The organism is Pseudoalteromonas rubra (assembly GCF_001482385.1).
In the GTDB taxonomy this organism is placed as follows: Bacteria; Pseudomonadota; Gammaproteobacteria; order Enterobacterales; family Alteromonadaceae; genus Pseudoalteromonas; species Pseudoalteromonas ardens.
On the sequence record NZ_CP013611.1, the window covers coordinates 2,219,593 to 2,242,626 of the forward strand.

Annotated in this window: 17 protein-coding genes and 1 pseudogene; 2 read left to right on the forward strand and 16 right to left on the reverse strand. The window is 39.3% G+C overall.

The window, feature by feature from the left end; all coding sequences use genetic code 11:
• Window positions 1-3: 3 nt before the first annotated feature.
• From AT705_RS09815 to AT705_RS09885, 14 genes are all read right to left on the reverse strand, one after another.
• Window positions 4-1,413, reverse strand: coding sequence for a mannose-1-phosphate guanylyltransferase/mannose-6-phosphate isomerase (locus AT705_RS09815; RefSeq protein ID WP_058796453.1), 1,410 nt, complete (start codon window positions 1,411-1,413; stop codon window positions 4-6).
• 73 nt (window positions 1,414-1,486) lie between these two features.
• Window positions 1,487-2,080: a sugar transferase gene (locus tag AT705_RS09820; RefSeq protein WP_058796454.1), complete on the reverse strand. Its 594-nt coding sequence runs from the start codon at window positions 2,078-2,080 to the stop codon at window positions 1,487-1,489.
• Window positions 2,073-3,242 carry a DegT/DnrJ/EryC1/StrS family aminotransferase gene (locus AT705_RS09825; RefSeq protein ID WP_058796455.1) on the reverse strand — a complete coding sequence of 390 codons (1,170 nt, stop codon included), beginning with the start codon at window positions 3,240-3,242 and terminating at the stop codon, window positions 2,073-2,075. The genes AT705_RS09820 and AT705_RS09825 overlap by 8 nt, the downstream gene beginning before the upstream one ends.
• 11 nt (window positions 3,243-3,253) lie before the next feature.
• Window positions 3,254-4,006, reverse strand: coding sequence for a glycosyltransferase family 2 protein (locus AT705_RS09830; RefSeq protein ID WP_058796456.1), 753 nt, complete (start codon window positions 4,004-4,006; stop codon window positions 3,254-3,256).
• A gap of 11 nt (window positions 4,007-4,017) precedes the next feature.
• Complete coding sequence (locus AT705_RS09835) at window positions 4,018-5,256, reverse strand: O-antigen polymerase (protein WP_058796457.1); 1,239 nt, start codon at window positions 5,254-5,256, stop codon at window positions 4,018-4,020.
• Complete coding sequence (locus AT705_RS09840; RefSeq protein ID WP_058796458.1) at window positions 5,249-5,824, reverse strand: GNAT family N-acetyltransferase; 576 nt, start codon at window positions 5,822-5,824, stop codon at window positions 5,249-5,251. The genes AT705_RS09835 and AT705_RS09840 overlap by 8 nt, the downstream gene beginning before the upstream one ends.
• Complete coding sequence (locus tag AT705_RS09845; RefSeq protein ID WP_157576728.1) at window positions 5,814-6,938, reverse strand: hypothetical protein; 1,125 nt, start codon at window positions 6,936-6,938, stop codon at window positions 5,814-5,816. Before AT705_RS09845 ends, AT705_RS09840 begins: the two co-directional genes overlap by 11 nt.
• 70 nt (window positions 6,939-7,008) lie before the next feature.
• Window positions 7,009-7,851: a hypothetical protein gene (locus tag AT705_RS09850; protein WP_058796460.1), complete on the reverse strand. Its 843-nt coding sequence runs from the start codon at window positions 7,849-7,851 to the stop codon at window positions 7,009-7,011.
• 396 nt (window positions 7,852-8,247) lie between these two features.
• Entirely contained in the window at window positions 8,248-9,060 is an 813-nt protein-coding gene (locus AT705_RS09860; RefSeq protein WP_058796462.1) for a hypothetical protein, read from the reverse strand.
• Between the two features lie 21 nt (window positions 9,061-9,081).
• Window positions 9,082-10,125, reverse strand: a complete 1,044-nt coding sequence (locus AT705_RS09865; protein WP_058796463.1) for a glycosyltransferase — start codon at window positions 10,123-10,125, stop codon at window positions 9,082-9,084.
• Between the two features lies 1 nt (window position 10,126).
• Window positions 10,127-11,251: a non-hydrolyzing UDP-N-acetylglucosamine 2-epimerase gene (gene wecB, locus AT705_RS09870; protein ID WP_058796464.1), complete on the reverse strand. Its 1,125-nt coding sequence runs from the start codon at window positions 11,249-11,251 to the stop codon at window positions 10,127-10,129.
• A 164-nt stretch (window positions 11,252-11,415) separates the two neighbouring features.
• On the reverse strand, window positions 11,416-13,653 hold the full coding sequence (locus AT705_RS09875; protein ID WP_058797965.1) for a polysaccharide biosynthesis tyrosine autokinase: 2,238 nt from the start codon (window positions 13,651-13,653) through the stop codon (window positions 11,416-11,418).
• A 14-nt stretch (window positions 13,654-13,667) separates the two neighbouring features.
• On the reverse strand, window positions 13,668-14,102 hold the full coding sequence (locus AT705_RS09880) for a low molecular weight protein-tyrosine-phosphatase (protein WP_058796465.1): 435 nt from the start codon (window positions 14,100-14,102) through the stop codon (window positions 13,668-13,670).
• Window positions 14,103-14,113: 11 nt separating this feature from the next.
• Window positions 14,114-15,235, reverse strand: a complete 1,122-nt coding sequence (locus tag AT705_RS09885; protein ID WP_058796466.1) for a polysaccharide export protein — start codon at window positions 15,233-15,235, stop codon at window positions 14,114-14,116.
• A gap of 1,146 nt (window positions 15,236-16,381) precedes the next feature.
• Here AT705_RS09885 and AT705_RS09890 point away from each other — a divergent pair.
• A pseudogene (locus tag AT705_RS09890) lies at window positions 16,382-17,165 on the forward strand (IS30 family transposase).
• A gap of 844 nt (window positions 17,166-18,009) precedes the next feature.
• Here the strand turns inward: AT705_RS09890 and AT705_RS09895 are convergent.
• Both AT705_RS09895 and AT705_RS09910 read right to left on the reverse strand, forming a co-directional pair.
• A protein-coding gene (locus AT705_RS09895) for an IS3 family transposase (protein ID WP_157576730.1) occupies window positions 18,010-19,133 on the reverse strand; the annotation gives its coding sequence in 2 pieces (ribosomal slippage) (window positions 18,010-18,881 and window positions 18,881-19,133; 1,125 coding nt in all).
• A 247-nt stretch (window positions 19,134-19,380) separates the two neighbouring features.
• Entirely contained in the window at window positions 19,381-20,547 is a 1,167-nt protein-coding gene (locus AT705_RS09910; RefSeq protein ID WP_058796469.1) for a nucleotide sugar dehydrogenase, read from the reverse strand.
• Between the two features lie 1,197 nt (window positions 20,548-21,744).
• Between AT705_RS09910 and AT705_RS09920 the strand changes: the two genes are divergently transcribed.
• Complete coding sequence (locus AT705_RS09920) at window positions 21,745-23,007, forward strand: IS256 family transposase (protein WP_058796450.1); 1,263 nt, start codon at window positions 21,745-21,747, stop codon at window positions 23,005-23,007.
• The last annotated feature ends 27 nt before the right edge of the window (window positions 23,008-23,034 follow it).

A 23,034-nucleotide genomic window follows, 5' to 3' on the forward strand; every position in this document is an offset into this window, starting at 1 on the left:
GACTTAGCCTTTTACTCTGCCGTAACGGTCTTCAAAACGCACAATATCATCTTCACCTAAGTATGAACCTGATTGAACTTCAATAAGTTCTAAATCGACTTTACCTGGGTTTTCTAATGCATGAACAGCTGTAATTGGAATGTATACTGACTCATTCTCGGTAACAAACTGCTCTGTATTATCGATTTGCACTTTTGCAGTACCTGATACCACAATCCAATGCTCAGCTCTGTGATGGTGCATTTGCACTGATAATTTGGCACCCGGTTTTACCGTAATACGCTTAACCTGAAAACGTTCACCATTGTCTACTGAATCGTATTTACCCCAAGGACGATATACTTCGCGGTGGAATGTGACTTCTGAACGCTCATCTGCTTTTAGTTGACTAACAATTTGCTTTACTTTTTGAGACTCGTCTTTGTGTGCAACAAGCACGGCATCTTTTGTATTGACGATCACCAAGTCTTCAACACCAACGGTTGTAACTAACTTATCTTCACCGAACACAAGCGTGTTTTTTGTATCAACTGATTTAACATCACCTATGAAGGCATTGCCGTCTTCATCTTGTTCAGACACTTGCCATAATGCAGCAAACCCCCCTACATCATTCCAACTTGCATCCATTGGTACCACAACTGCATCCTTGGTGTGCTCCATGACAGCATAATCTATTGACTCTTCTGGACATGCTTCAAATGCGCCTTTGTCTACACGCACAAAGTCCATGTCACTATTTTGTACTTTAACGGCTTTTTCACACGCTTCATAAATATCTGGGCGAAATATTTTTAGCTCTTCAAGATAACGACTTGCTTTAAATAAGAACATACCGCTATTCCAGTAGTAATCACCACTTGCAATATATTCTTGTGCCGTTTTTAAGCTTGGCTTTTCAACAAAACTATCAACGACAAAACCGTGCTCAACTTCTATTCCGCGTTTAATATAGCCATAACCTGTTTCAGGCGTGTTACCAACAATACCAAAAGTCACTAGCTTACCTCGCTCTGCTAACGACTTTGCTTTGTTCACGCTTTCTTGGAATGCAGCTTGGTTTTCAATAACGTGATCTGCAGCCAAAATAAGAAGTAATGCATCTTGATTGCTTTCAACTGATTTAAAGGCTGCTAATGCAATAGCTGGCGCGGTGTTACGACCTACTGGCTCTAAAAAGATACCGCTGTGTGCAGCACCAATTTGACGAACTTGCTCAGCAGCAATAAAGCGATGTTCTTCATTGCAAATTAACATAGCTGGTGCGTGTTCAAGCCCGTTTAGTCTTAGAATAGTCTCTTGTAGCATGGTGTTCTCACCATGCAATTTTAAAAATTGCTTTGGGTAGTTGCCGCGTGACAATGGCCACAATCGAGTACCTGAGCCGCCCGCCAAAATAATTGGTGAAATCATAATCAAACCTAAAAATTAATTTTTATATATAAAAACGCTGATTTTTAATCGTCAAAACAGGAAACGAGAAAAACTACCGGGCCACTTCCCAAATAGTTTTAATAATTATTTTAACATCACCCAAAAGTGATCTATCTCTCACATAATCCAAATAATATCTCTGTTTGACAGGCAAGATATCTTCTATGTAAGTTTTTCTCGGGTCAGGAGAGCGAGACAGAATATTACTCTCTTCTCTAAACTCAATCGAAGCATTATCGGTTATACCGGGTTTAACAGATAAAACTTCCTTTCTCACAGCTTCAGGGTACTCATCTATATACTCTTTTACTTCTGGCCTTGGACCAACGAAGCTCATGCTTCCGAAAAGAACATTGAAGATTTGCGGCAGTTCATCAAGCTTATATTTCCTTAAGAAGTGCCCTAAATTAGTAATTCTTGGATCACGCCCTACTGTAATCTTCATTCCCTTACTTTCAGCATCTACAACCATAGTTCTGAATTTGTAAACGTGAAACTCGTGCCCATTTTTACCAACTCTCTTTTGCTTAAAGATTACATTGCCAGGAGAGTCTCTCTTTATCAAAATGGCGATAATCAAGTAAAAAGGTAATAGAATCAAAATCCCTAATAATGAAAAAAATATATCAAAAAGACGCTTAGCCACCTTTCATATTCTCCACCAAAATTGACCTAACTGTTTTAATTACTCTTTCAACCTGCTCATCACTCATTTTAGGGTAGTTCGGTAAGCTCACTATACGATTATAAGCATATTCTGATTTGGGAAAACACCTAGCGTCCAGTTTATAATTTTCTTTCCAATACGGATGTCTATGTAATGGTATATAGTGAACTGAAGTACCAATACCCGATTCTGCCATTAGCTCAATAAAGCGATCTCTAGAAATCGTCAGGGAATCCAAATCCAATTGCACAACATATAAGTGCCAGGAATGTACGTCCTCAGGGTTGACTAAATATGGAGTTTTTAGTGGAAGGCCTGCAAAACCTTCATTATATGCTTGCGCGATAGCTTCCCTTCGATCTTTTAATATATCTGCTTTTTTAAGCTGGTGCATCCCTATAGAAGAAGCAATATCCGTCAAATTATATTTATAACCAGGAGCAACTACATTGTAATGCCATGAAGGTTTTTTCGATGTAAAGCGATCAAAAACATCACGACTAATACCGTGCAAGCGCATACAAGACATCCTATCTCTATATTCAGCGTTATTGGTCACTATCATACCGCCTTCACCAGTCGTAATTGTTTTATTTGCATAAAAACTAAAAACGGTAATGTCCCCCATAGTACCAACCTTCTTACTATTATGCGTCGCTGGTAAAGCATGGGCAGCATCTTCAAGTATCTTAATACCATGTTTTTTAGCTATGAGCATAAGTCTATCAATATTGGCAGCTTGCCCTGCATAGTGAACTGGTATTATAACTTTTACATTCTCATGCGCTTCTATTGCGCTTTCCACCTCATCTACATCAATATTAAAGCTATCCCCTTCGATATCAACGAATATAGGATCTGCACCCAAATATCTAATAACTTCAGCAGTTGCAGTAAAAGTGTGAACGGTTGTAATTACCTTGTCACCAGGGCCGACACCGAGCGCTTCCAACGCTAAATGTAATCCTGCCGTTGCAGAGTTAACTGCAAGAGCAAATTCAGCTCCAATATAATCTGCGAATTGTGTTTCAAAATCTTTTGTTTTTTTCCCAGTCGTTAACCAACCCGACTCTAAAGTATCTACCACTTCTGCAATCTCTTCCTTTCCTATCATTGGAAGAGCATAAGGAATGAATTCCATAATATAACCTCTTACTTACTTGCCCTTTTCTTTACACTATTGAAAGAGTAAAACATAAAATTATATAACCTAAGAAGTGGGTTAAGCGTCTTTACAGACCAAAAAACTTTTAAAGTCCTAAAAGCAATAACTATTTTATTCCCACTTATTTGCCCCTTTCTAATTCGGTATTTTACGAGGGGTATATCTAACCCATGAGCTGTAAATCCGCGACTTAACAGAGTTAGCCAAAGTTTAGTATCCTGTCTAGTTCGAATATTTTCTAAACGAAAATCTCCAACAACCGCTTTATCAACAATCGCTGTAGACATTCCAATTTCCGTATTCCTCATATAGCTAATAAGATCTACTGTATTACTGACATTGACTTTACCGCTAATAACATGGTCATTCTCATCAATAAAAGTATAGCTTGCATGTACTATCGGAAACCCCCCTTCTCTCATGAACTTGACTTGTCTTTCGAGTTTTTCAGGTTCCCATAAGTCATCCGCATCAAGGAAGGCAATAATTTGACCTTGTGATTCTGCCAGGCCAGCGTTTCTAGCTACGCCAGCTCCAGCATTTTTCTCAAGCTGTATTACCCTTATCCGTTTATCATCTTTATATTGCTCTTTGATGAACTCATAGCTTCTATCAGTTGAGCAATCATCAACTAATACATACTCCCAGTCGGTGAATGTCTGATTGATAACAGTATCAATTGTTTTTGCTATAAAGCTTTCAGCGTTATAGACCGGAGTAATAATGGATACTAAAGGCATATAACCTCCTGTTAGTTATTCTCTTTTCCCTTGCTAAGCGATTCATGGAAAACATATGTAAAGTAAATTAGTGTTAATTGGACGAATGGTGTTTCACCTCGGAAGTAAATCATGGAAATAACTGCAAGATAAAATGCGATAAACGCCCCTACTCCATCTCGACTAGATAAGAAAGAATAATACAACTTTGTAAAGATGAATAAATATAAAAAAACCTCAATAACCACTCCGAAATAGTGCAATTGACTATACCCTGTGCCTATTATCGTGTATGTTCTCACAGGGTTCCTTAATGAGATATCACTCTGTGTAATCGCAACTGTTAATCTGTTGGAGAAAGAGGTAACAGGCTTATCTGCCCAAACAAACCGCGGTATGAAATTTCCAAATGAAGCCCAAAACCAACCAGTACCATATTCTAAGCTATCTACTTCTCTCGACATATAAGCATCAAGTTCATTAACATACTTATTGTAGTTGAGTTGATCTTTAACTATCTTCTCATAACTCTTTGACCCCGAACTAATGCCTGCCGTATCGATCCCATGTCGCAGGTTGTTTGCGATAACCAAATAAGCTGGAAGTATTATGGCTAATGTCATTACAAATAATGTAATGCTCTTCACACCTTTCCTATTCTTATAAAAGTAGTAAGCCGCAAAAGCTATAACAGGAATAACCAGAGATAACCGAGTATTCGCATATATTGCGATCATAAATATATAGGTAAGAAAAATTACAAAGGCTATCTTTCTTGTTCTAACATTATCAAATAAGCAACCTAGAACATAATAAAAAACAAACTGAGTTAATAGACTTATAGTCGATAGACCTCCGCCAGATAAAGTGTTACCAACCAAATAATCATCTAACCTGTTCCTAAAGAATGCTCCCACAACACCAAATTCAATTAAAATACTAACCCCTGAACTAAGAGCAATTATAAAGTGCGTAAAAAACATTAAAAAGAAGAAGTATTTAACAAACCTATTATTACTATTTTTGACTACTCTAAATGGTTTTTTAAACGAGTCAGGTACGTAAATACAGACAAACATGATTACGGATAAGCCAATATATACCTGGTTAGATACATAAATCTGAGGATCCAACAATGGAGGTAACAACAGAATCAAAAAAGCTACAAAAGCGGTAGCTGAAACTGGTGATATAAGGACAGAGTTCCCCCAATCGAGCCGTACTCTCAGGAGCAATACCGTGAAGAATATAGCCGCAAAAAATTCATGCATTGGTCTTTACCATGAATAGCTTACCTTTACTATAGCCTTCCACAATATATCCATTCTTGATGTAAAAATTGACAGCTTTAAAGTTTGAAGCTTTTACGGATAAGCCTATATTAAGTTGATACTCAGACTGAAGATCCGCTAATTTATTTACTATTGAAGTACCAATCCGCAGCTTGCTAAACTCTTTATCTGTTGTGATTGATATAAGGCGAATATTAGAATCAGAATCTAGATTATAAGTTTTTGAAAAAACCTTACTAAAAATAAAACCTGATGTTAACAAAGGCTTTTGCAAGAAAAAGCTTAGCGACATATACTTATTATTTAATATCAAACGTGATAAAACACTAGCAAAAGAGCGACCGAGAAAAGCAAATCCGACAATCTTATTTTCAAAATAGGCAACTACAATATAGTCACTTAACTCTGCAATATTCCGGTAATACTCAGCTAATAGAGGTAATGTAAAATTACTAGTTAGATGGTCATGTGGATAATTTAGCTTATGTATCTCAGCTACTCTCCATAGCGACTCTTCATCCAGCTGCTGAACCAATTTAATTTCCATAAATAACTCCCTCAAGCTGATTAGATATTTCCTCAGCTTCATATTGATTCCCAAATGAAGAAGGTTCAAGCATTGTGCTTTCAGATTTTAGTATAGTTTCGATAGTTTCTTTGATGCTGCATTTGTTGTTCTTCGCAATAAATAACGAAGGGTAGCCATTCAAGATATTCAATGCCTCATCATACTCTTTATCACATTGAGAAATATACAAAATTGGTTTTCTACAGCCTATTGCGATAAATACCTTTCCTGGAACTTGACGCCCATCTTTATTCCCGACAATAACATTAATATCACTTTCACATTGTAAATATAAAGAAGAGCTATAGTCAACTTTATCAAGATCAATAAAGTTCTTCATCTTAATACTCTGAGCATGACTAGAAAAAGCTCTAGAACGTCTGCCAGCAAGGATCAGCCCTACCTCACTACCAATACTATTTACTGCGTCTATTAGTGGTAGCAGGTTTCTATCATTAACAAAAGCAGTGCCAATGTGGGCTATATATTTTACCTTTTTTTCTTGTGGAAATTTAGAAGCGATTGTCTTGTCACTTGATGCTACCTTAATTTCCTTAGCGTTGAAACCATAACGTATCACATAACTTTTTGACTCTATTCCAAATAGCTTAGCATATTGAGACGCAGTGGAGTCTGTTGTAAATAATATAGAAGATGCACTTTCTAAAATTTTTCTTTCTATTTTTTCAAACGATTTCCGCTTTTTTGAATTGAAAATCAAAGGTGTAATGGGGTCACCATAATCACAAATCAAAGGAACGTTATGTTTTTCTGACAAAAGGTAGCCTGCTTTATGCGACTCAATACTGCCTGATGCAGATAGAATGACATCAAAATCAAAAGATGTACTACCTGAAAATCTTTTCTCCACTAATTTGTCGAACCCTTTATACATATCAAGTTTAGAAAAGCGCTTCAAAGCATTCAAATAAACAAGATATAAGTTCTGACTAATCTCTCGAAAAGATTCCAGTAGCTTCAACCTAAAGGTTAAACCGACAGGTACAGGCTTTAATCCCGGTATTGTTGAAGATAAATCATTACCTGGATAGAAAATTGAAATATCATGTGTATTACCAAGTTTCGCCAGCATATTAGATAACCTGATTGTATGAGAATCAGAATAGGCACCATAAGAAGTAGTTATTATAAGTATCTTCATTTTATCTGGTTACTCCTCTAAATAAATCATCTTCAGTTTTAAATTCAATTAGATAGTCTGAGTATTTTGTAGAAAAAAACTTAAAACCAACATTATTGTTAGTAATAACCTGCAGTCCACTCTCTAAACATGGGTAACACAGCCCGCTTTGAATCCCTTTATAAAAAGATTCGTCATAATATCCCCAAATCACATCACATTCTGTTAGATCAGAGTCAAAAGGGACCACACGAACTCCATCTATATTTAAATCGTCATCACTATAAACAACAATTTCAATATTTTTTATGTCTGCAATTTTCTTGAGCAAACTAAAGTTCTTACCAGCAACAGGTTTACCAATAAATGCAACTTTTGAAACTGTCGAAACCTTTTTGACGTTTGCTACATTTACATTCTTCCACATGTCAATGGAAATAACTTCATTATTTCTGAAAAAATGATAAGGTTCTTCTAGTGTGACTGACTTCACACCCAAAAAGCCTAGGAGATGGTATAAAAGGTTTACAACGCCTCTTTTTTTTCTAGTCGATAGATTATATTTATGCACAACATAAGAAACTCTTTTTCCCATTAATCTAGATAATAAAACAAGAGGAATATATTTATTGAGCATTACTAAGAAGACAACCTCTTTTGCAGAAAGTATCTTCATGAACAATTGAATATAATGCTTGCTACTTTCAAACTCGAACACATTTCTAGATGAAGCAATCTCTTGAATGTGATCACTTCCTTTAAGGCCAACAATCAAATCTGAACTAGAGCTTTGATTCAAGATGTACTCAATATTAAAATCTTTATGAACCCAACCTTTTGAGAATAAATCAATGACCAATTTCATTTTTTAACCTGCAAATTAAATAACCACCCAAAATAAAATGCAAAAAATAACATAAAGTTAGACCTAGCATTAAAAATTCAACATGTAGCCCTAGAACCATTATAAAATAAGATATAATTATATAATTAACACACCAAATAAGGTTATATTTAAATGTCAAAGCATACTTGTTAAAGGATGTCATGAACTGGCCTAAAGGGGAACTCATAGCCGCCAGCAACCCCGCCAATGCAGTATAAATAAATAGATTTCCTACTTCATCCAAAGTAAAAGAATAGGCTTGAGCAATTAAATCAGTGAAGAACAGTGTTAAAAATACTAAGGGAATACAAATAGCGCCATTTATAAAAATGCACCTTTTCATTAAAGATTCGCGATCATTTAATTTTTTCTCACCTAAATAAGGTAAAAGAATACGTTGGATTGCAGACGGAACAAATAACGCCCCCTAAAAATATACATTCCAATTAGATAGATAGCGACTACTTGACCACCGTAATAAACCAAAAGTGCGGAGCTAATGAGAATTTGTGGTAATGAACCAAGTACTTGAGATGCCAAGCTTAAACCAACTTTTTGCTTTAATAATGTCCAAAAAAAATGAAAATTAAAGATAAATTTAAGCTTAATATTAAGACTAACCAGATAAAGCGAAAATAAAAAGTTTGCCACAGCTGAAAAGAGCATACCAATCAAGAAACCACTTGGCACATTCAAATATGAACAAATAAAGCTAACAGACCACCCTAGGATTGATGAGATTATAAGGAATATACTTACTGGGACAATGATTTTATTGCCAATTAAGAAGCTTCTATTTATGTTATCAAAGCAATAAAAAAAAACAATTAACAAACCATAAAATACACTTATAAAGTTCAACCCGCCGAGCGGGAAATCTAGGACTAAAAACCACACCAAGAACAAGGTTAGCAATATTAAAAATAGCAACCCAAGATAAGAGTTCAAACAATTAAAAACATAGTTTCTGTTTTTTTCTTTTATCGACTGAGATTGATTTATCACAGTCCCAACCCCAATTCCAAAAACAGAACCAATTAATATTGCGTTTGAATAAATATATAAATTTTCACCAAAGATATCGGATACGAAAAAATCACTCAAAAATTTCAAGAAAATAATATTGCTTAAGCTGAGCCAAACATTAGATGCTAAAGTCCAACTGGTACTTTTAAGAATTCCAGACATATTAAATGCAGCTTCTTCAACTCAAGATTTATTAACCAGCCAGTTTAAAAAATAACTTTCTTGGCATATTATTTGATTTTTCAGCTTGTCGTAGTTAAATTGGTACTGCCTTTCAATACCGTCAAGCATATCCTTTTCGAATTGCTCATAAGAATGTGAATCCACACCAAACCCATTAGCCTCTTCCAACACCCTTTCATGTAAAAAAGTATCAGTAGAAACAATCAATGGGACCTTATAAATTATTGATTCATATAACTTATTAGGCAATGCCAATTTCACATTCTCTTGTTTAGAATCATATACTGAGTAGACGAAGTCAGTTTCACTATATATTCTTGGTAATGTACTTGTGTCAAACTTACCAAAGAACTCAACATCACCTTTTGAACAATACTTCTCATGAAGCGCTTTGAGCTTATTCACATTTTCGTCTGGCCCACCATGAAATTCAACTCTTACATGCCTATGTAAACTAGCGAACTTAATTAGCAACTCCATTTGAGATAAATAACGAATAACTCCAACAAAAGATATAGTTAATTTTTCTTTCTTTTCCAAATTTACCGGTGAAGCTGTTCCTAGTAACTTTGGTGAAGGTAAATTTTCACATTCGAAGTAATCTAATTTTTTCGGTAACTTACGCAAAAAAGCTCTTGATGTTATAACAACTCTTTTAAAGAGTATCTTCACAAAAAGATAAAATAGAACTGAATTAATTCTGTTCTTGAGCTTAGAATGAGATCTTAGAGGTAAATCTGGTATTTCATATACTAATTCTACTTTATAAAAATACCTTAATAACAGAAACTTAAAAAAGAAGCTAAGAATAATCTTAGCGCCACTAATATAAATCATTTCATACTGTTTAAGTTGGCTTAGTCGAGCTTGAGACAACGTTAAATGTTCAGTTTCTTCATTATCAGCCTGAAAATGTTGCCCCCGACAAGGATCTACATACACATCACATATGCCAAAAGCATTTTTGAGCCATGAAGCCCTTTTCCTTAACCTAGGATCCAAGTGATGGTCACAGATTAATGCTGATGCACCTGAACGAGCCATATTAGCTATTACTCTCAATTAAGAAATCACATATACGTTTACAAGCTTTACCGTCGCCATAAGGGTTATGAGCTATACTCATACTTCTATAACTTGCTTCGTCTGTCAGTAATTCATCTAGCGCATTACAAATAACTTTAACATCTGTCCCCACCAGCTTAACAGTACCCGCGCTAACCGCTTCTGGACGCTCTGTTGTATCTCGCATTACTAATACCGGCTTACCCAGACTAGGTGCTTCTTCTTGAATGCCTCCTGAGTCAGTTAAGATAATATGCGCACGGTTCATTAAGTAGACAAATGGTAAATATTGCTGAGGTTCTATTAAATAGACGTTGTTTACATCTTTTAAGATGCGATTAACTGGCTCTTGCACATTCGGGTTTAAATGTACTGGATATAATATTTGCGTTTCAGGGTGTTTTTTAGCTGTTTGCGCTAATGCTTCACAAATACGCTCAAAACCACCTCCAAAGCTTTCACGTCGATGCCCTGTAACTAGAATCAGTTTTTTTGACCCGTCTAAAAATGGAAATTGCGCAGCAAGCGTTGAAGACAAGTCTGTGTCTTGCTCTATTTGCGATTTAACCATTAGTAACGCATCAATCACTGTATTGCCTGTTACATAGACATTTTCTTCACTGTAGTTTTCAGACAATAGATTTTGTTTAGATGTTTCAGTAGGTGCAAAATGATATTTAGTTAATGCCCCTGTTAGCTTCCTGTTTGCTTCTTCAGGCCAAGGAGAGTAGATATTACCTGTACGCAAACCGGCTTCAACATGCCCTACTGCAATTTGTTCATAATACGCAGCAAGACTTGCAGCGAAAGTAGTGGCGGTGTCGCCGTGGACTAAAACCACATCCGGCTTAAACTCTTTTAAGACAGGTGTTAACTCTAACAAAATTCGACTAGTTACTTCAGGTAAAGTTTGACCTGCTTTCATTAAGTTTAGATCGTAATCAGGCTTAATTTTAAAAAGCTCTAATACTTGATCAAGCATTTCTCTATGTTGAGCAGTTACGCAAACTTTGGCGTCAAAGCGCTCATCATTAGTAAGGGCATGAACTAGTGGAGCCATTTTTATCGCTTCTGGCCTTGTGCCGAATACTGTAAGAACTTTCACAGGTGTTCCTTTATTTGTTGGATATGTTAATTTCCCTTGAAACTAGTCAAGGAAGCAATTAGTTTTTACTTTCGCGACATAAAGTCACTACTACATTTTAAAAGTAGGTTTAGTCTAAATTAATGAAGTGACTATTTAATCCTGAATCAAAGTCAGGGTCACTATTATTTATCAGATTTATATTCGTAATTGTAATAGCCATAATAGCCATAAGCGTTACTTGCCTTTTTGACTACGCCGTTAAACACGACACCTTTTACGTCTATGCCATTTTGCTCAAAGCGATTCCGAGTAACTTCCAGTTCTTTTACATGATTTTGGCCAAAACGTGTTACCAATAAGGTACTACCAGCATGTGCACTAACAATTGCAGGATCAGTTACGGCCAAAATTGGTGGCGTATCTATAACTACTAAATCATACTTAGCACTTACTTCTGCGACTAACTTTGAGAAGTTTTCATGCATTAATAGCTCTGACGGGTTAGGTGGTATTTGACCACGAGTCATGACATCTAGCCCTTCAACTTGGCTATGCTTAACAGCTTGTTCTAAATTAATTCGACCAGAAAGGTAATCACTTAAGCCATCGTCCCACTGCATACCAAATTGCGTTTGTAGGTAGCCCTTACGCATATCTGCATCAATGATGAGCACTTTTTTGTCACTTTGAGCAAGAACCGTAGCCAAGTTAACAGAGATAAACGATTTACCTACACCTGGACTCGGGCCTGAGATTGCAATTACATTATTTTTAGCTTCCATCATAGCAAAATGCAGGCTGGTGCGTAGACTTCTTAGCGCTTCAATTGAAAGATCTGCCGGATTATCTACCGCCAATATAGATTTTGCTTTTGCGGTTTTACCTTTACGAGCTTTAGCAAAGCCAGTTAACTTAACCTGGTATTCAGAATAGGGGACACTCGCATACACAGGTAGCCCAAGTGCTTCTATCTCACTAGGATCTTCGATTCCCTTGTGGATGGCTTTTTGAATTAATACAATCGCGATAGCTAGCATTCCACCAAACATAGTTGCCATAATTGCTATCAGAGCTTTTTTAGGTTTGACCGGCTTTGATCTATTTACTTCAGCAACATCAATGACTCGAACGTTACCTACTGTACCTGCACGCACGATATCTAGCTCTTGGGTTTTAGCCAGCAAAAGTGTGTAGATTTCGTTGTTTACTTCCACGTCTCTCGTTAAGCGTAATAACTCTTGTTGCGTTTCTGGTAGCACTTGAACTTCTGCCGCTAAACGTCGTTTTTGACTTTCTACAGCTTCTATTTGTTCCAGTGCAGCTTGATAGCTTGGGTGACTTTGCTTGAATTTACGCCCTAGCTCTAGCTTTTTTAGTTCAAGTTCTTGCAATTGAGTTTCTAGCTTAACTAATTGCTTTAACACCCCTTCGGTTTCCAACGTGATATCCACCGATTGCTGTTTTACTTGGTAGTCATTAAAACGCTGTTCAGCCTCCTCTAATTGTTTCTTAACTTGCGGTAACTGATACTCTAAAAAGTCTAAAGACTTTTGAGCTTCCGCACTGCTGCGCTCGACATTTCTGCGCACATAAATATTAGCCACTGTGTTAAGCACTGATTCAGCGTAATTCGGGCTTGCGTCTTGTAATGTTAAATTGATTATACCTGAGTCTTTACCTTTTTCACTTGCACCGATAGCTGCTTGCAAGTCCAGTATAGTGTTTAATCGGTCACGTTTTATCAAAATAAACTCAGTACCAGGTCGAGCAGTTAAGGTTTTAAGAGTCAAGCTGAACGTACCGTTTGATACCTCTTCTCCGACCTTACCTTGCAAGATACGCTCACCGCCATTGTGCAACAATTCAAATTTGTTGTTTGCGAGCTTTACCAGAGTAAACTCTTGACCTATTGCACTATCCGGAACCTCAAACTTAAATACATCAACTGCCTCTCCCCCCCAAGCATAGCTAGAAGCAGCGAAACTTGGCTCTGCCAAATCACCCGCTTGCATAGGTGTAAAATTACGAAACGCACGACCACCTATAATTGGATATAACTTTGGCTTGGCTACAATGTCCAATTTAAGGCTATCCACAGCCTCACCAATAATGCTGCGTGATTTAAGTAACTCAATTTCCGTGACTGCGGCAGAAGTACTTTCAAACATCCCCCCTAGCTCATCAAAACCTGGAACTGAGCCGCCTTTTTCCTCAACTTGGATCATCGCAGTCGCTTGGTAAACAGGTGTGCTAAAAATCGCAACAGCTACACCTATTATCATGAACAATGCGGTTACACCAATGATGAATAATTTACGGTCTAGTAGAGCACCTAATAGCGCCATTAGGTCGATTTCTTGCGCTTGCTGCGTGGCTTGCTTTGATTGCACCCCACTCAATAGGTTTGATTGAGCGTTCATTGACTCTTTCATCCTTATAAATACTTCTGCCAAGCGCCACACGCGCTATCGATTAAATCGTATACATGTTCGAAAGCTTCTCGGCTTTGACGGTATGGATCAGGTATCTCTCTATCTCCTAACCACTTTCCTAGTAAGAATGTTTTACCTCTCGCTTGAGGATAACGGGAACAGAGGTCTTCAAGATGACGTTGCTCCATCACTAATATGACACTATTCTGAGTGACTAGCGATGTGCTAACTTGCTGCCCTTTGTGCGCAGACATATCTATACCATTTTTCGAAGCAAGCTCTTGAGCCATAGAATCTGCCTGTTTATCAACCAAAGCGGTTAGGCCCGCGGAAGTAACTCTTATATCACGCCCTTCAAGCTTACTTCGCAGCACATATTCCGCTGTGGGGCTGCGGCAAATATTTCCCGCACATACCATTAAAACACTGTCAAACATGAATTTTCACACTATTGATTGTCGATATCTTGCAGCGCATCCACTGTGGCAAGTGAAGGCAACAAAAGGCTGATAACTTTGTTCCATCTAGCGAGAGGAGCGCTAGTAACATATACAATGTCTTGTGGCTCCAATTCAAATTGCTCCGCCAGAACCAAGGACGCTATATTTCGAGCGTGCAATTGATATACATCGGCAACAACGCCATCGTTTTCCAAATCGCGTTTACGTAAAACAAAGACACCGTTAGCATCAGCAGTCCGCTCGTTAATACCACCAACTTCACTTAGTGCCTCAGCAAGGCTAAGCCCATAACGATTAATGCTAACCTTACCTGCTTTAGTTACATCTCCAAGCACATAAACATTGCGCTTGTCATTTCGGGTAACATGGATTAGGTCGCCATGCTTTAGCAAACGATTCTGAGAAATATCCCCGTTAGCATAAAACTCGTTCAGCCTAATTTGCTCCGTTTTATCACCCCTAGTAAAATTCACTACTTGCCAGTCTGCATTCTCAGTCAAGCCACCGGCTTGATTTACAGCGTCAATCAAAGTGAGTGGAGTTTCAGTAATAGGCAAAACCTTGGGGCTGGTTACTTCCCCAGTGACATAAACTTTCTGACTTTTAAAGCCCACAACTTTTACATCAATTTGCGGATCTTCTATCACGCGACTTAGTCGCTTGACCAGGTCTTCACGTACTTCAGTCACAGTTCTACCTGCTGCAGGAACTTTTGGAGCATAGGCAAATGTAATCGAGCCATCTGACTGTACACGAAACCCATCAAATTCAGCAGTTCTTTGTACCGCAGCAGGTATAGTCAACTCAGGATGATCCCACACACCAATTGTGAGCACGTCACCGATGCCAAGTCGATATTCAAAATCAGATATATCAACCCCCTGCGAGCTCTGCATGGAGCCTGACATGGGGTTGGACGAAGTCATCTTAGATTCTTTTATGAGTTGAGCATCGATTAGATGAATATTGATATTCTCAAGGTCTTTCTGCAAGCTCGCAGCTTGTTCACTTGAACTTATTCCTTCAAAATGGCCGCCGGGAATAATCGAACAGCCAGTCATTGCAAGAAATAGAGAAGAAGCAATGATAGTTTTACAGCTAAGCGCCATTATTTTTTCCCAAAAATAGATAATTGTTTCTTTCAATTCTTATGGTGTGATATTTCGCAGCCCCAATTAAAGCATGCGTCATTGTTAATCGCAAGTGACAAATCTTCCAATGCCCACACGGCTTAACCTCCGTGCTTTTCAGTACTCACTTTTGATTCAGCCGAACTCACAATTGAGGACCTACTCACTTAGGTAGTGGCTCACTAATTTTGTATGGAAAAGGCGCTCTTTCATACTATAAGACCCCAAATATTAACACATAGAGACTATTCGAGTTGCTCCGACCTAGCTAAGCTTTTTGCTTCTATATTTAAAAAAAAGGACCTTAACCACGCACTCGTCGGAGTAATGCCACAACACACAGGCTCGAATCAATTCTGAAACCATCGATACCTATTCAACTAATCCTAAAGGACTAACATCTATACAAACATAACGTCTTATTAATTTATAAAGCGCAATAAAACATACATATTTGCCCTAATAGCAGTTATGAAAGCAACCACCTCAGACAGTACACTTTAATTGCATCTTTAGAAAGCCACTAGCTGAGTGCCTACAACTTACAAGTTGAATAGCATGTAAGCCATATAAAGCTTTATAAAATGCAACCGAGGGCAAAAGTCCTTGAGCTTGCACTATACGTAATGGATACTGTCTTTAACAGTACAGGGAATTAGATAGGATAACGAAATTTCGTACCCTTGGTTTCTGCAGAAGTCTAATCAGACTTGATACCGAATGACTATTTGCGTTCCATGCACTGATTTTCAAATTGATAACCTAACAATAATACGCCGTATTATACTAACTTTATTTTCTGAGTCTAGCTCTCAGAGTATCAAGTTTGCCCATTTGCCAAGCGACAACTGACTTTGGGAGATGGGGGTTTCCATAGTCTCTTGATACTCTCATCATCAAATTTCACACAAGCCCTACCTGAACATGCAATATAAGCTAGCACCTCGTTCGTAACTAGCTTACCTCCTACAGCAAGCTAGCGATAAACGTCTCGATACCACTCTACAACTTTTCACTTTCCCTGATTTCAGATAATAAGTGCGACATTCATGGGAACGCGTAGAAGAGGAAGCCAACTACTGAAAGTGGTACGCTCTTCTCGCCAAAGAAACAAGCAGTACCACCATGAAATATCAGCAGTTGACCGAGGGCAGAAGATACCAGATTTCCACGTTATTGGAAGTGGGTTGTTCTGCCTCTGAAATCTCCAAAAAAGTAAAATGTCATCGCTCCACCGTTTATCAGCAGTATTAACGAGCGTCAAACAGCCTGTCAGTCACGAGTGGATCTATCGCTATGTTGCTGTTGATAAACGCAATGGTGGAAAACTCTATCGTCACCTACGTCAAGGGCATAAGCGATATAGACGAGGTAGAAATGACAAAGGCCCTACGATTTTAAATGCTATGTCAATTGATGAACGACCCGAAGTCGTGAAAGAGCGAACACGGCTCGGGGATTGGGAGATTGACACCGTACTAGGGAGCAAGGAACTGATGCTCTGGTCACTGTTTTGGAGCGAAAAACACGCTTCTATCTTGTCAAAAAAGCCGCATCAAAATCAGCGGAAGATGTTGCACAGGCAACGATAGAACTGCTTTCGCCTTATAAAAAGTACGTGCACACAATCACGGCAGGCAATGGTGGTGAATTTGCCGCTCATGAACTCATTTCGACCTCTTTAGAGGCGGATTTCTACTTCGCGCATCCTTGCTCTTCCTGGGAGCGTGGGGCAAACGAAAATGCGAATGGCTTGCTGCGTCAATATATAAAGAAAGGCACTGATTTGAGAGAAGTAAGTGATGTAGACGTCGAGTTCGCGATGTCGCGGATAAATTATCGACCGAAAAAGTGTTTGGGTTTTAAGCAGCCAGCTGTAGTATTCAAAGAAATGATGCAGGCCGCTTAATTTAGGTAAGAGTGTCGCACTTCAGAGTTGAGTTCGGGCCCTCTCTCACACCAGCCTGCGATACACAATCAATTGCTCGAACAAATCATTTTTATCAGATAAGGTTTTATAAGCCCACCGGGTTACATATCCTGAGATTTTTCTTTTTAGTAATATCCAGTTCACTTGCAATCGCGTCGATGAAAACCATCAGATTGATTGGACCACCGTGTCCAATGTTACAAACACGATATGGTGCAGAGTTGCTTACCAGGGCCCTGGTTTCGATTTACCACTCTGAACGTTTGCCAGGAATTATATCAGCGATCCGAACAACTCCTTCAACAATACCGTCTGCATAAGTGGAATCTCGCCACATATCAGCGTTATTGTTGGCATTAATAGGCACCCCTTTAAATTGTCTTATTTGTAAATTTAAACTGGGCCAGGCCTGGTCTTAGCCAAGAGCACTAGACTGTGAAAAAAGCGCGACCCAGTCGTCGGTATGTCATAGAGGTGCGAATAGCTATGCGACATTAATTCATTAGATTGTTGTCGCGGCATACAAAGAAATGGAATGCTCCAAAGGTTCAGCTTTACCAAATGATATTTTGCGTTTAGCCCATATAGGGCGCCCTAAGGAGATATAGTCATTTCTGGTGTATGAGAAGACATTGCGATGTACTCTGTTAATTGATCTTGGCGGATCAACAACTAACAGAGGAAGCATCGCAATGAACGAAGATAATAACGTAGTTCCACTCATCGCACCAGAGAACCCGCTAGAGCAAGTATTGAAGCAAGGTGAGAGCTGGACCCCGTTGGTTAGACACATTCAGCCATTTTTTAGATGAACAACCTTACTTTATGCTGCGAACTTCTGCGTTGCATGGTATACCTCATCAGGCGTTTGCTTTTCCAAACTCTGATGTATTCGTTCCTCATTATAAAACACGAAGTAGTTGCCTATCTCTCGCTCCGCTTCCCTGATTGAGTCGTATGCTTTCAGGTATACTTCTTCATATTTCAGGCTTCGCCACAGTCGCTCTATCATGACGTTATCGACCCAGCGACCCTTGCCATCCATGCTTATCTTGATGTCGTTCTCTTTCAGTTTGCCCGTAAATACATCGCTAGTAAACTGGCACCCCTGATCTGAGTTAAATATCTGGGGCTTACCGTAACGTTGCAGCGCTTCGTCCAATGCTTCTAGGCAAAAATGCGTATCAAGCGTGTTCGATAGTTTCCACGACAATACCTTACGACTAAACCAGTCTATGATCGCAACAACATACACAAACCCTTTGGCCATCGGGATATAGCTGATGTCTGTTGCCCACACCTGGTTTGCATACGTTACCTCTGTATCTCTGAGCAGGTAAGGATAAATGCGATGTGCTTTGTCAGGCACAGTGGTTTTCGGTTTTGGATACAAAACCAAGATCCCCATTAAACGCATCAGTCTCGTCACCTTCTTGCGGTTGACCTGGTAGTTTAACTTGGCCAATTCGTCGACGATCCGCCGGCTACCCATGAATGGATAATTTAGGTTTATTTCATCTATCGCCTTCATAATGTCGAGCGTTTCCTGCGATTCACCTTTGGGCTTGTAATAGGCAGAAGCACGGCTAATTTCCAGCAATTCACACTGGCGTTTTAATGCCAGCGAATGTGTTTTGTCGAGTTTATTTTTCTTATGTGCTCTTGCTAACGACCGAGCACTTTCGCCAAAAAATCATTCTCCATTGTCAGCTGGCCGATTTTGGCGTGTAACTTCTCGACATCCTCATCTGATTGCTGACCAGAGTTAGATTTTCCGGTAAATAAGCTAGCGGCATTTTGTATCAGCTCGTTTTTCCAGGTAGTGATCTGGGTCTGATGAATATTGTAGTGGGCTGCCAATTCAGCGGTTGTTTTATCGCCTCTGGCAGCTGCAAGGGCTACTTTTGCTTTGAATTCTGGTGAGTGGTTTCTGCGTTTCTTGCTCATAATCTGCTCCAATTTGTATTGGTCTATTAATAACAGATTATTCATCTAAGTGCGTGTGCTAAATTTTGGGACCATTTCTTATCATCAGATATCGACTTCAACCTTGCATGGTTAAGCTCATCACTGGCGCCATTATTGATATTATCAATGCCAACAACATCAAGCTTTAACGCGAGTAATTTCTTGCTGACTGCCGCGTTTACAAACCCAGCAGCTATTACCAAATATTTGACATTACGCCGTCTTACTAATCGATTCCGAACAGGTCTCTGGTGTACACTTTATCAGCAACATCAATTAGTTCATCAGACAGTCGATTCGAAATAATGACATCTGAAACAGACTTTAGCTCTTCCACTGTTTTAACCACTTTAGAGTGGAAAAACTCACTCTTAGTGTAGGTTGGTTCATAAATAACTACCTCAATGCCCTTTGCTTTAATTCTCTTAATTACACCCTGAATAGCAGAAGCTCGGAAATTATCCGACTCGCTTTTCATTACCAGTCTGTATACACCTACAACCTTAGGGTCTTTCTTGATAATCGAATCTGCAATGAAGTCCTTTCTGGTTGTATTAGCATCTACGATGGCCTGAATTATGTTATTCGGTACGTCCTTATAATTCGCTAACAGTTGCTTAGTATCTTTCGGTAAACAATAGCCACCATAGCCAAAGGATGGATTGTTATAATGGTTGCCGATACGAGGGTCCAACCCAACACCTTCAATGATCTGCTTTGAGTTCAGGCCATGAGATTCTGCGTAGCTATCGAGCTCATTAAAGTAAGCAACGCGCATAGCTAAATACGTATTTGAAAACAGCTTAATGGCTTCTGCTTCACTCGGATCAGTGAACAAAATGTCAATATTTTCTTTTTCCGCGCCATCAGCGAGCAGCCTGGCGAATGTTTCTGCTCTTTCTGAGCGCTCACCCACAATAATTCTCGAAGGATAAAGATTATCATATAGCGCTTTACCTTCTCTCAAGAATTCAGGCGAAAAAAGAATCTGGTCACAATTAAACTTCTCTTTAATTGACTCTGTATAACCCACTGGAACGGTTGACTTGATTACCATTACGGCTTTAGGGTTAAGCTCAAGTACATCCTTGATTACACTCTCAACTGAAGCAGTATTGAAGTAATTAGTTTCTGGGTCGTAGTCTGTAGGTGTTGCGATGATTACAAACTCTGCATCTTTCAGTGCTGAGTACTTATCTGTTGTCGCAACAAAATTTAGAGGCTTATTTTTTAAATACTCAGCTATGTGCGTGTCTTTAATCGGAGACAACCGGTCCGACAACAGGTTTACCTTTTCGACATCTATATCAAGAGCTGTTACTGAATTATTTTGAGCTAATAAAAGCGCATTAGACAACCCAACATATCCAGTACCCACTACAGTAATTTTCATTCTTAAAAACCTACTTTACAGTTAAATCAATCAATTCTATTACCGGTTTCAAAATCTCATTGTAACAAACAAAGTTAAGACTGTAATCTTCTACTTCAGCTAACCCATAACGAGATTTCAGTAGTCGCTATTGAATACTCAGTCCTCGAATGATGAGCTGCAACCAAAGTTACTATCGCCCTAGACTAGTTGCCCACATTCAAAATGGCATTGAGTGTGAATCTTCCAAAATCAACTTGACTCCGTGTTTACGTATTATAGTTATAACACAGAAGAACGACACAAAGAGTGAACAAAACTTGAAATATTTGAGCCGTCGACAAGAGTGACGATGTTGGTTAACCTGTTCCTTGTACTATACATGGACGCTTCACAAGACTCACACAAATGCTAACAGACTGAGAAAAGCATGGCCCCATTGATTAAACACATTCAGCCATTTTTTAGGTGAACAACCTCCCTAGTAGTTGTTTATCTCTCGCTCCGCTTCCCTGATATGAGTCGTATGCTTTCAGTTACACTTCTTCAGGCTTCGCCACAGTCGTTTTATCATGACGTTATCGATCCTGCGACCCTTGCCATTCATGCTTATCTTGATACCGCTCTCTTTCAGTCTGCCTGTAAATACATCGCTAGTAAACTGTCATTCCAGATCTGAGTTAAATATCTGTGGTTTAAAGTAAAGTTACAGCGCTTCATGCAATGCTTCGAGGCAAAAATGCGTATCAAACGTGTTCGATAGCTTCCACGAAACCTGTCTATGACAGTAACAACATACACGACCCTTTTTACCATCGGGATATAGCTAATGTCTGGTGTCCACATCTGGTTTGCATACGTTACCTCTGCTTCTCTGAGCAGGTAAGGAGAAACACGGTGTGCTTTGTCAGGCACCTTGGTTTTCGGTTTTGGATACAAAATCAAGATCGCCAATAAACGCATCCGTCTCATCACGTTCTTACGGCTGAGCTGGTAGTGTAACTTGGTAAGCTCGTCGACGATTCGCGAATACCCATGAGTGGATACTTCAGGTTTATTTCATTTATCGCCTTCATAATGCCGAGCGTTTCCTGCAATTCCCCTGGCCTTGTGATAGGCAGAAACGAGATATAGTCATTTCTGGTGTATGAGAAGACATTGCGATGTACTCTGTTAATTGATCTTGGCGGATCAACAACTAACAGAGGAAGCATCGCAATGAACAAAGATAATAACGTAGTTCCACTCACCGCACCAGAGAACCCGCTAGAGCAAGTATTGAAGCAAGGTGCCCAACAGTTACTTGCTTCAGCCATTGAGGCTGAGCTAGCCGAACTTCTAGAGCAATTCTCCCATGAGCGCCTTGATGATGGCCGATTAAGAGTTGTGCGTAACGGCTTCCAGCCTGAGAGGATGATCCAAACTGGTCTTGGTGATATCCCAGTCAGAGTGCCAAAAGTGAGGGATAGAAAAGATAAAGAAGTTAAGTTTAACAGTAAGTTAGTCCCGCCTTACCTGAAGCGGACTAAAAATATCGAAGAATTGGTACCCTGGCTCTATCTACGTGGGATCTCCACGGGAGAGATGCAGCCTGCTCTTGCATCACTGCTTGGCGAGAATGCTAAAGGGCTGTCGGCAAACACAGTCTCACGACTAAAAGCGAGCTGGGAGCAAGAATACCTGGCTTGGGCTCGGCGAGACTTGAGCCGCCGCCGTTTCGTTTATGTCTGGGCTGATGGGATCTACAGCAAAGTCAGAATGGACGACAAGCTATGCTTACTTGTTGTAATAGGCGTTGATGAAACGGGCCGAAAGGAGTTGCTTGCAATATCTGACGGCGTTAGAGAATCAGAGCAAAGTTGGACAGAGGTATTGAACCAACTCAATGCTCAAGGGTTAGCAGCTGCGCCGAAGCTGGCGATTGGTGACGGCGCGTTAGGGTTTTGGAATGCCGTGACTAAGGTATGGCCAACGACTCGGCACCAACGATGCTGGGTCCATAAGACGGCAAACATTTTAAATAAAGTGCCAAAATCCATGCAGCCAAAAATCAAGTCTGGCTTGCAAGATATCTGGATGGCAGAAAGCAAGGAGTCCGCGCTCAAAGCTTATGATTTATTTGATAAAAACTATGGGGTCAAGTATCCGAAAGCAACTGATTGTTTGCGTAAGGATAAAGAAGAAATGCTGGCGTTCTATGATTTTCCAGCGGAGCACTGGCTCTCGATTAGAACAACGAATCCAATAGAGTCGACTTTCGCAACAATTAGGCTGAGAACTAACAAAACCAAGAGTTGCGGTAGCAGAAACACCACGCTGAGCATGGCATTCAAACTTGCTCAGCTAGCAGAAAAGAAATGGTACCGGTTACGTGGCTTTAAGCTGCTGGCCGATGTCATTGAAGGCATTACCTTCAAAAACGGTGAACGAATAGAACAAGATCAGACAGAGCATCAAGCGGCTTTCATACACCAGATTTGACAATAGCTCGGCAGAAACACGACTGAT

Coding starts and splice junctions, on each gene's coding strand:
- AT705_RS09845 (WP_157576728.1), bottom strand. CDS start 6,938: ATGCTGGCGAAACTTGGTAATACACATGATATTTCAATTTTCTATCCA.
- AT705_RS09825 (WP_058796455.1), bottom strand. CDS start 3,242: ATGGAATTCATTCCTTATGCTCTTCCAATGATAGGAAAGGAAGAGATT.
- AT705_RS09865 (WP_058796463.1), bottom strand. CDS start 10,125: ATGGCTCGTTCAGGTGCATCAGCATTAATCTGTGACCATCACTTGGAT.
- AT705_RS09880 (WP_058796465.1), bottom strand. CDS start 14,102: ATGTTTGACAGTGTTTTAATGGTATGTGCGGGAAATATTTGCCGCAGC.
- AT705_RS09835 (WP_058796457.1), bottom strand. CDS start 5,256: ATGCATGAATTTTTTGCGGCTATATTCTTCACGGTATTGCTCCTGAGA.
- AT705_RS09840 (WP_058796458.1), bottom strand. CDS start 5,824: ATGGAAATTAAATTGGTTCAGCAGCTGGATGAAGAGTCGCTATGGAGA.
- AT705_RS09885 (WP_058796466.1), bottom strand. CDS start 15,235: ATGGCGCTTAGCTGTAAAACTATCATTGCTTCTTCTCTATTTCTTGCA.
- AT705_RS09830 (WP_058796456.1), bottom strand. CDS start 4,006: ATGCCTTTAGTATCCATTATTACTCCGGTCTATAACGCTGAAAGCTTT.
- AT705_RS09920 (WP_058796450.1), top strand. CDS start 21,745: ATGAACAAAGATAATAACGTAGTTCCACTCACCGCACCAGAGAACCCG.
- AT705_RS09875 (WP_058797965.1), bottom strand. CDS start 13,653: ATGAACGCTCAATCAAACCTATTGAGTGGGGTGCAATCAAAGCAAGCC.
- AT705_RS09815 (WP_058796453.1), bottom strand. CDS start 1,413: ATGATTTCACCAATTATTTTGGCGGGCGGCTCAGGTACTCGATTGTGG.
- AT705_RS09910 (WP_058796469.1), bottom strand. CDS start 20,547: ATGAAAATTACTGTAGTGGGTACTGGATATGTTGGGTTGTCTAATGCG.
- AT705_RS09850 (WP_058796460.1), bottom strand. CDS start 7,851: ATGAAATTGGTCATTGATTTATTCTCAAAAGGTTGGGTTCATAAAGAT.
- AT705_RS09860 (WP_058796462.1), bottom strand. CDS start 9,060: ATGTCTGGAATTCTTAAAAGTACCAGTTGGACTTTAGCATCTAATGTT.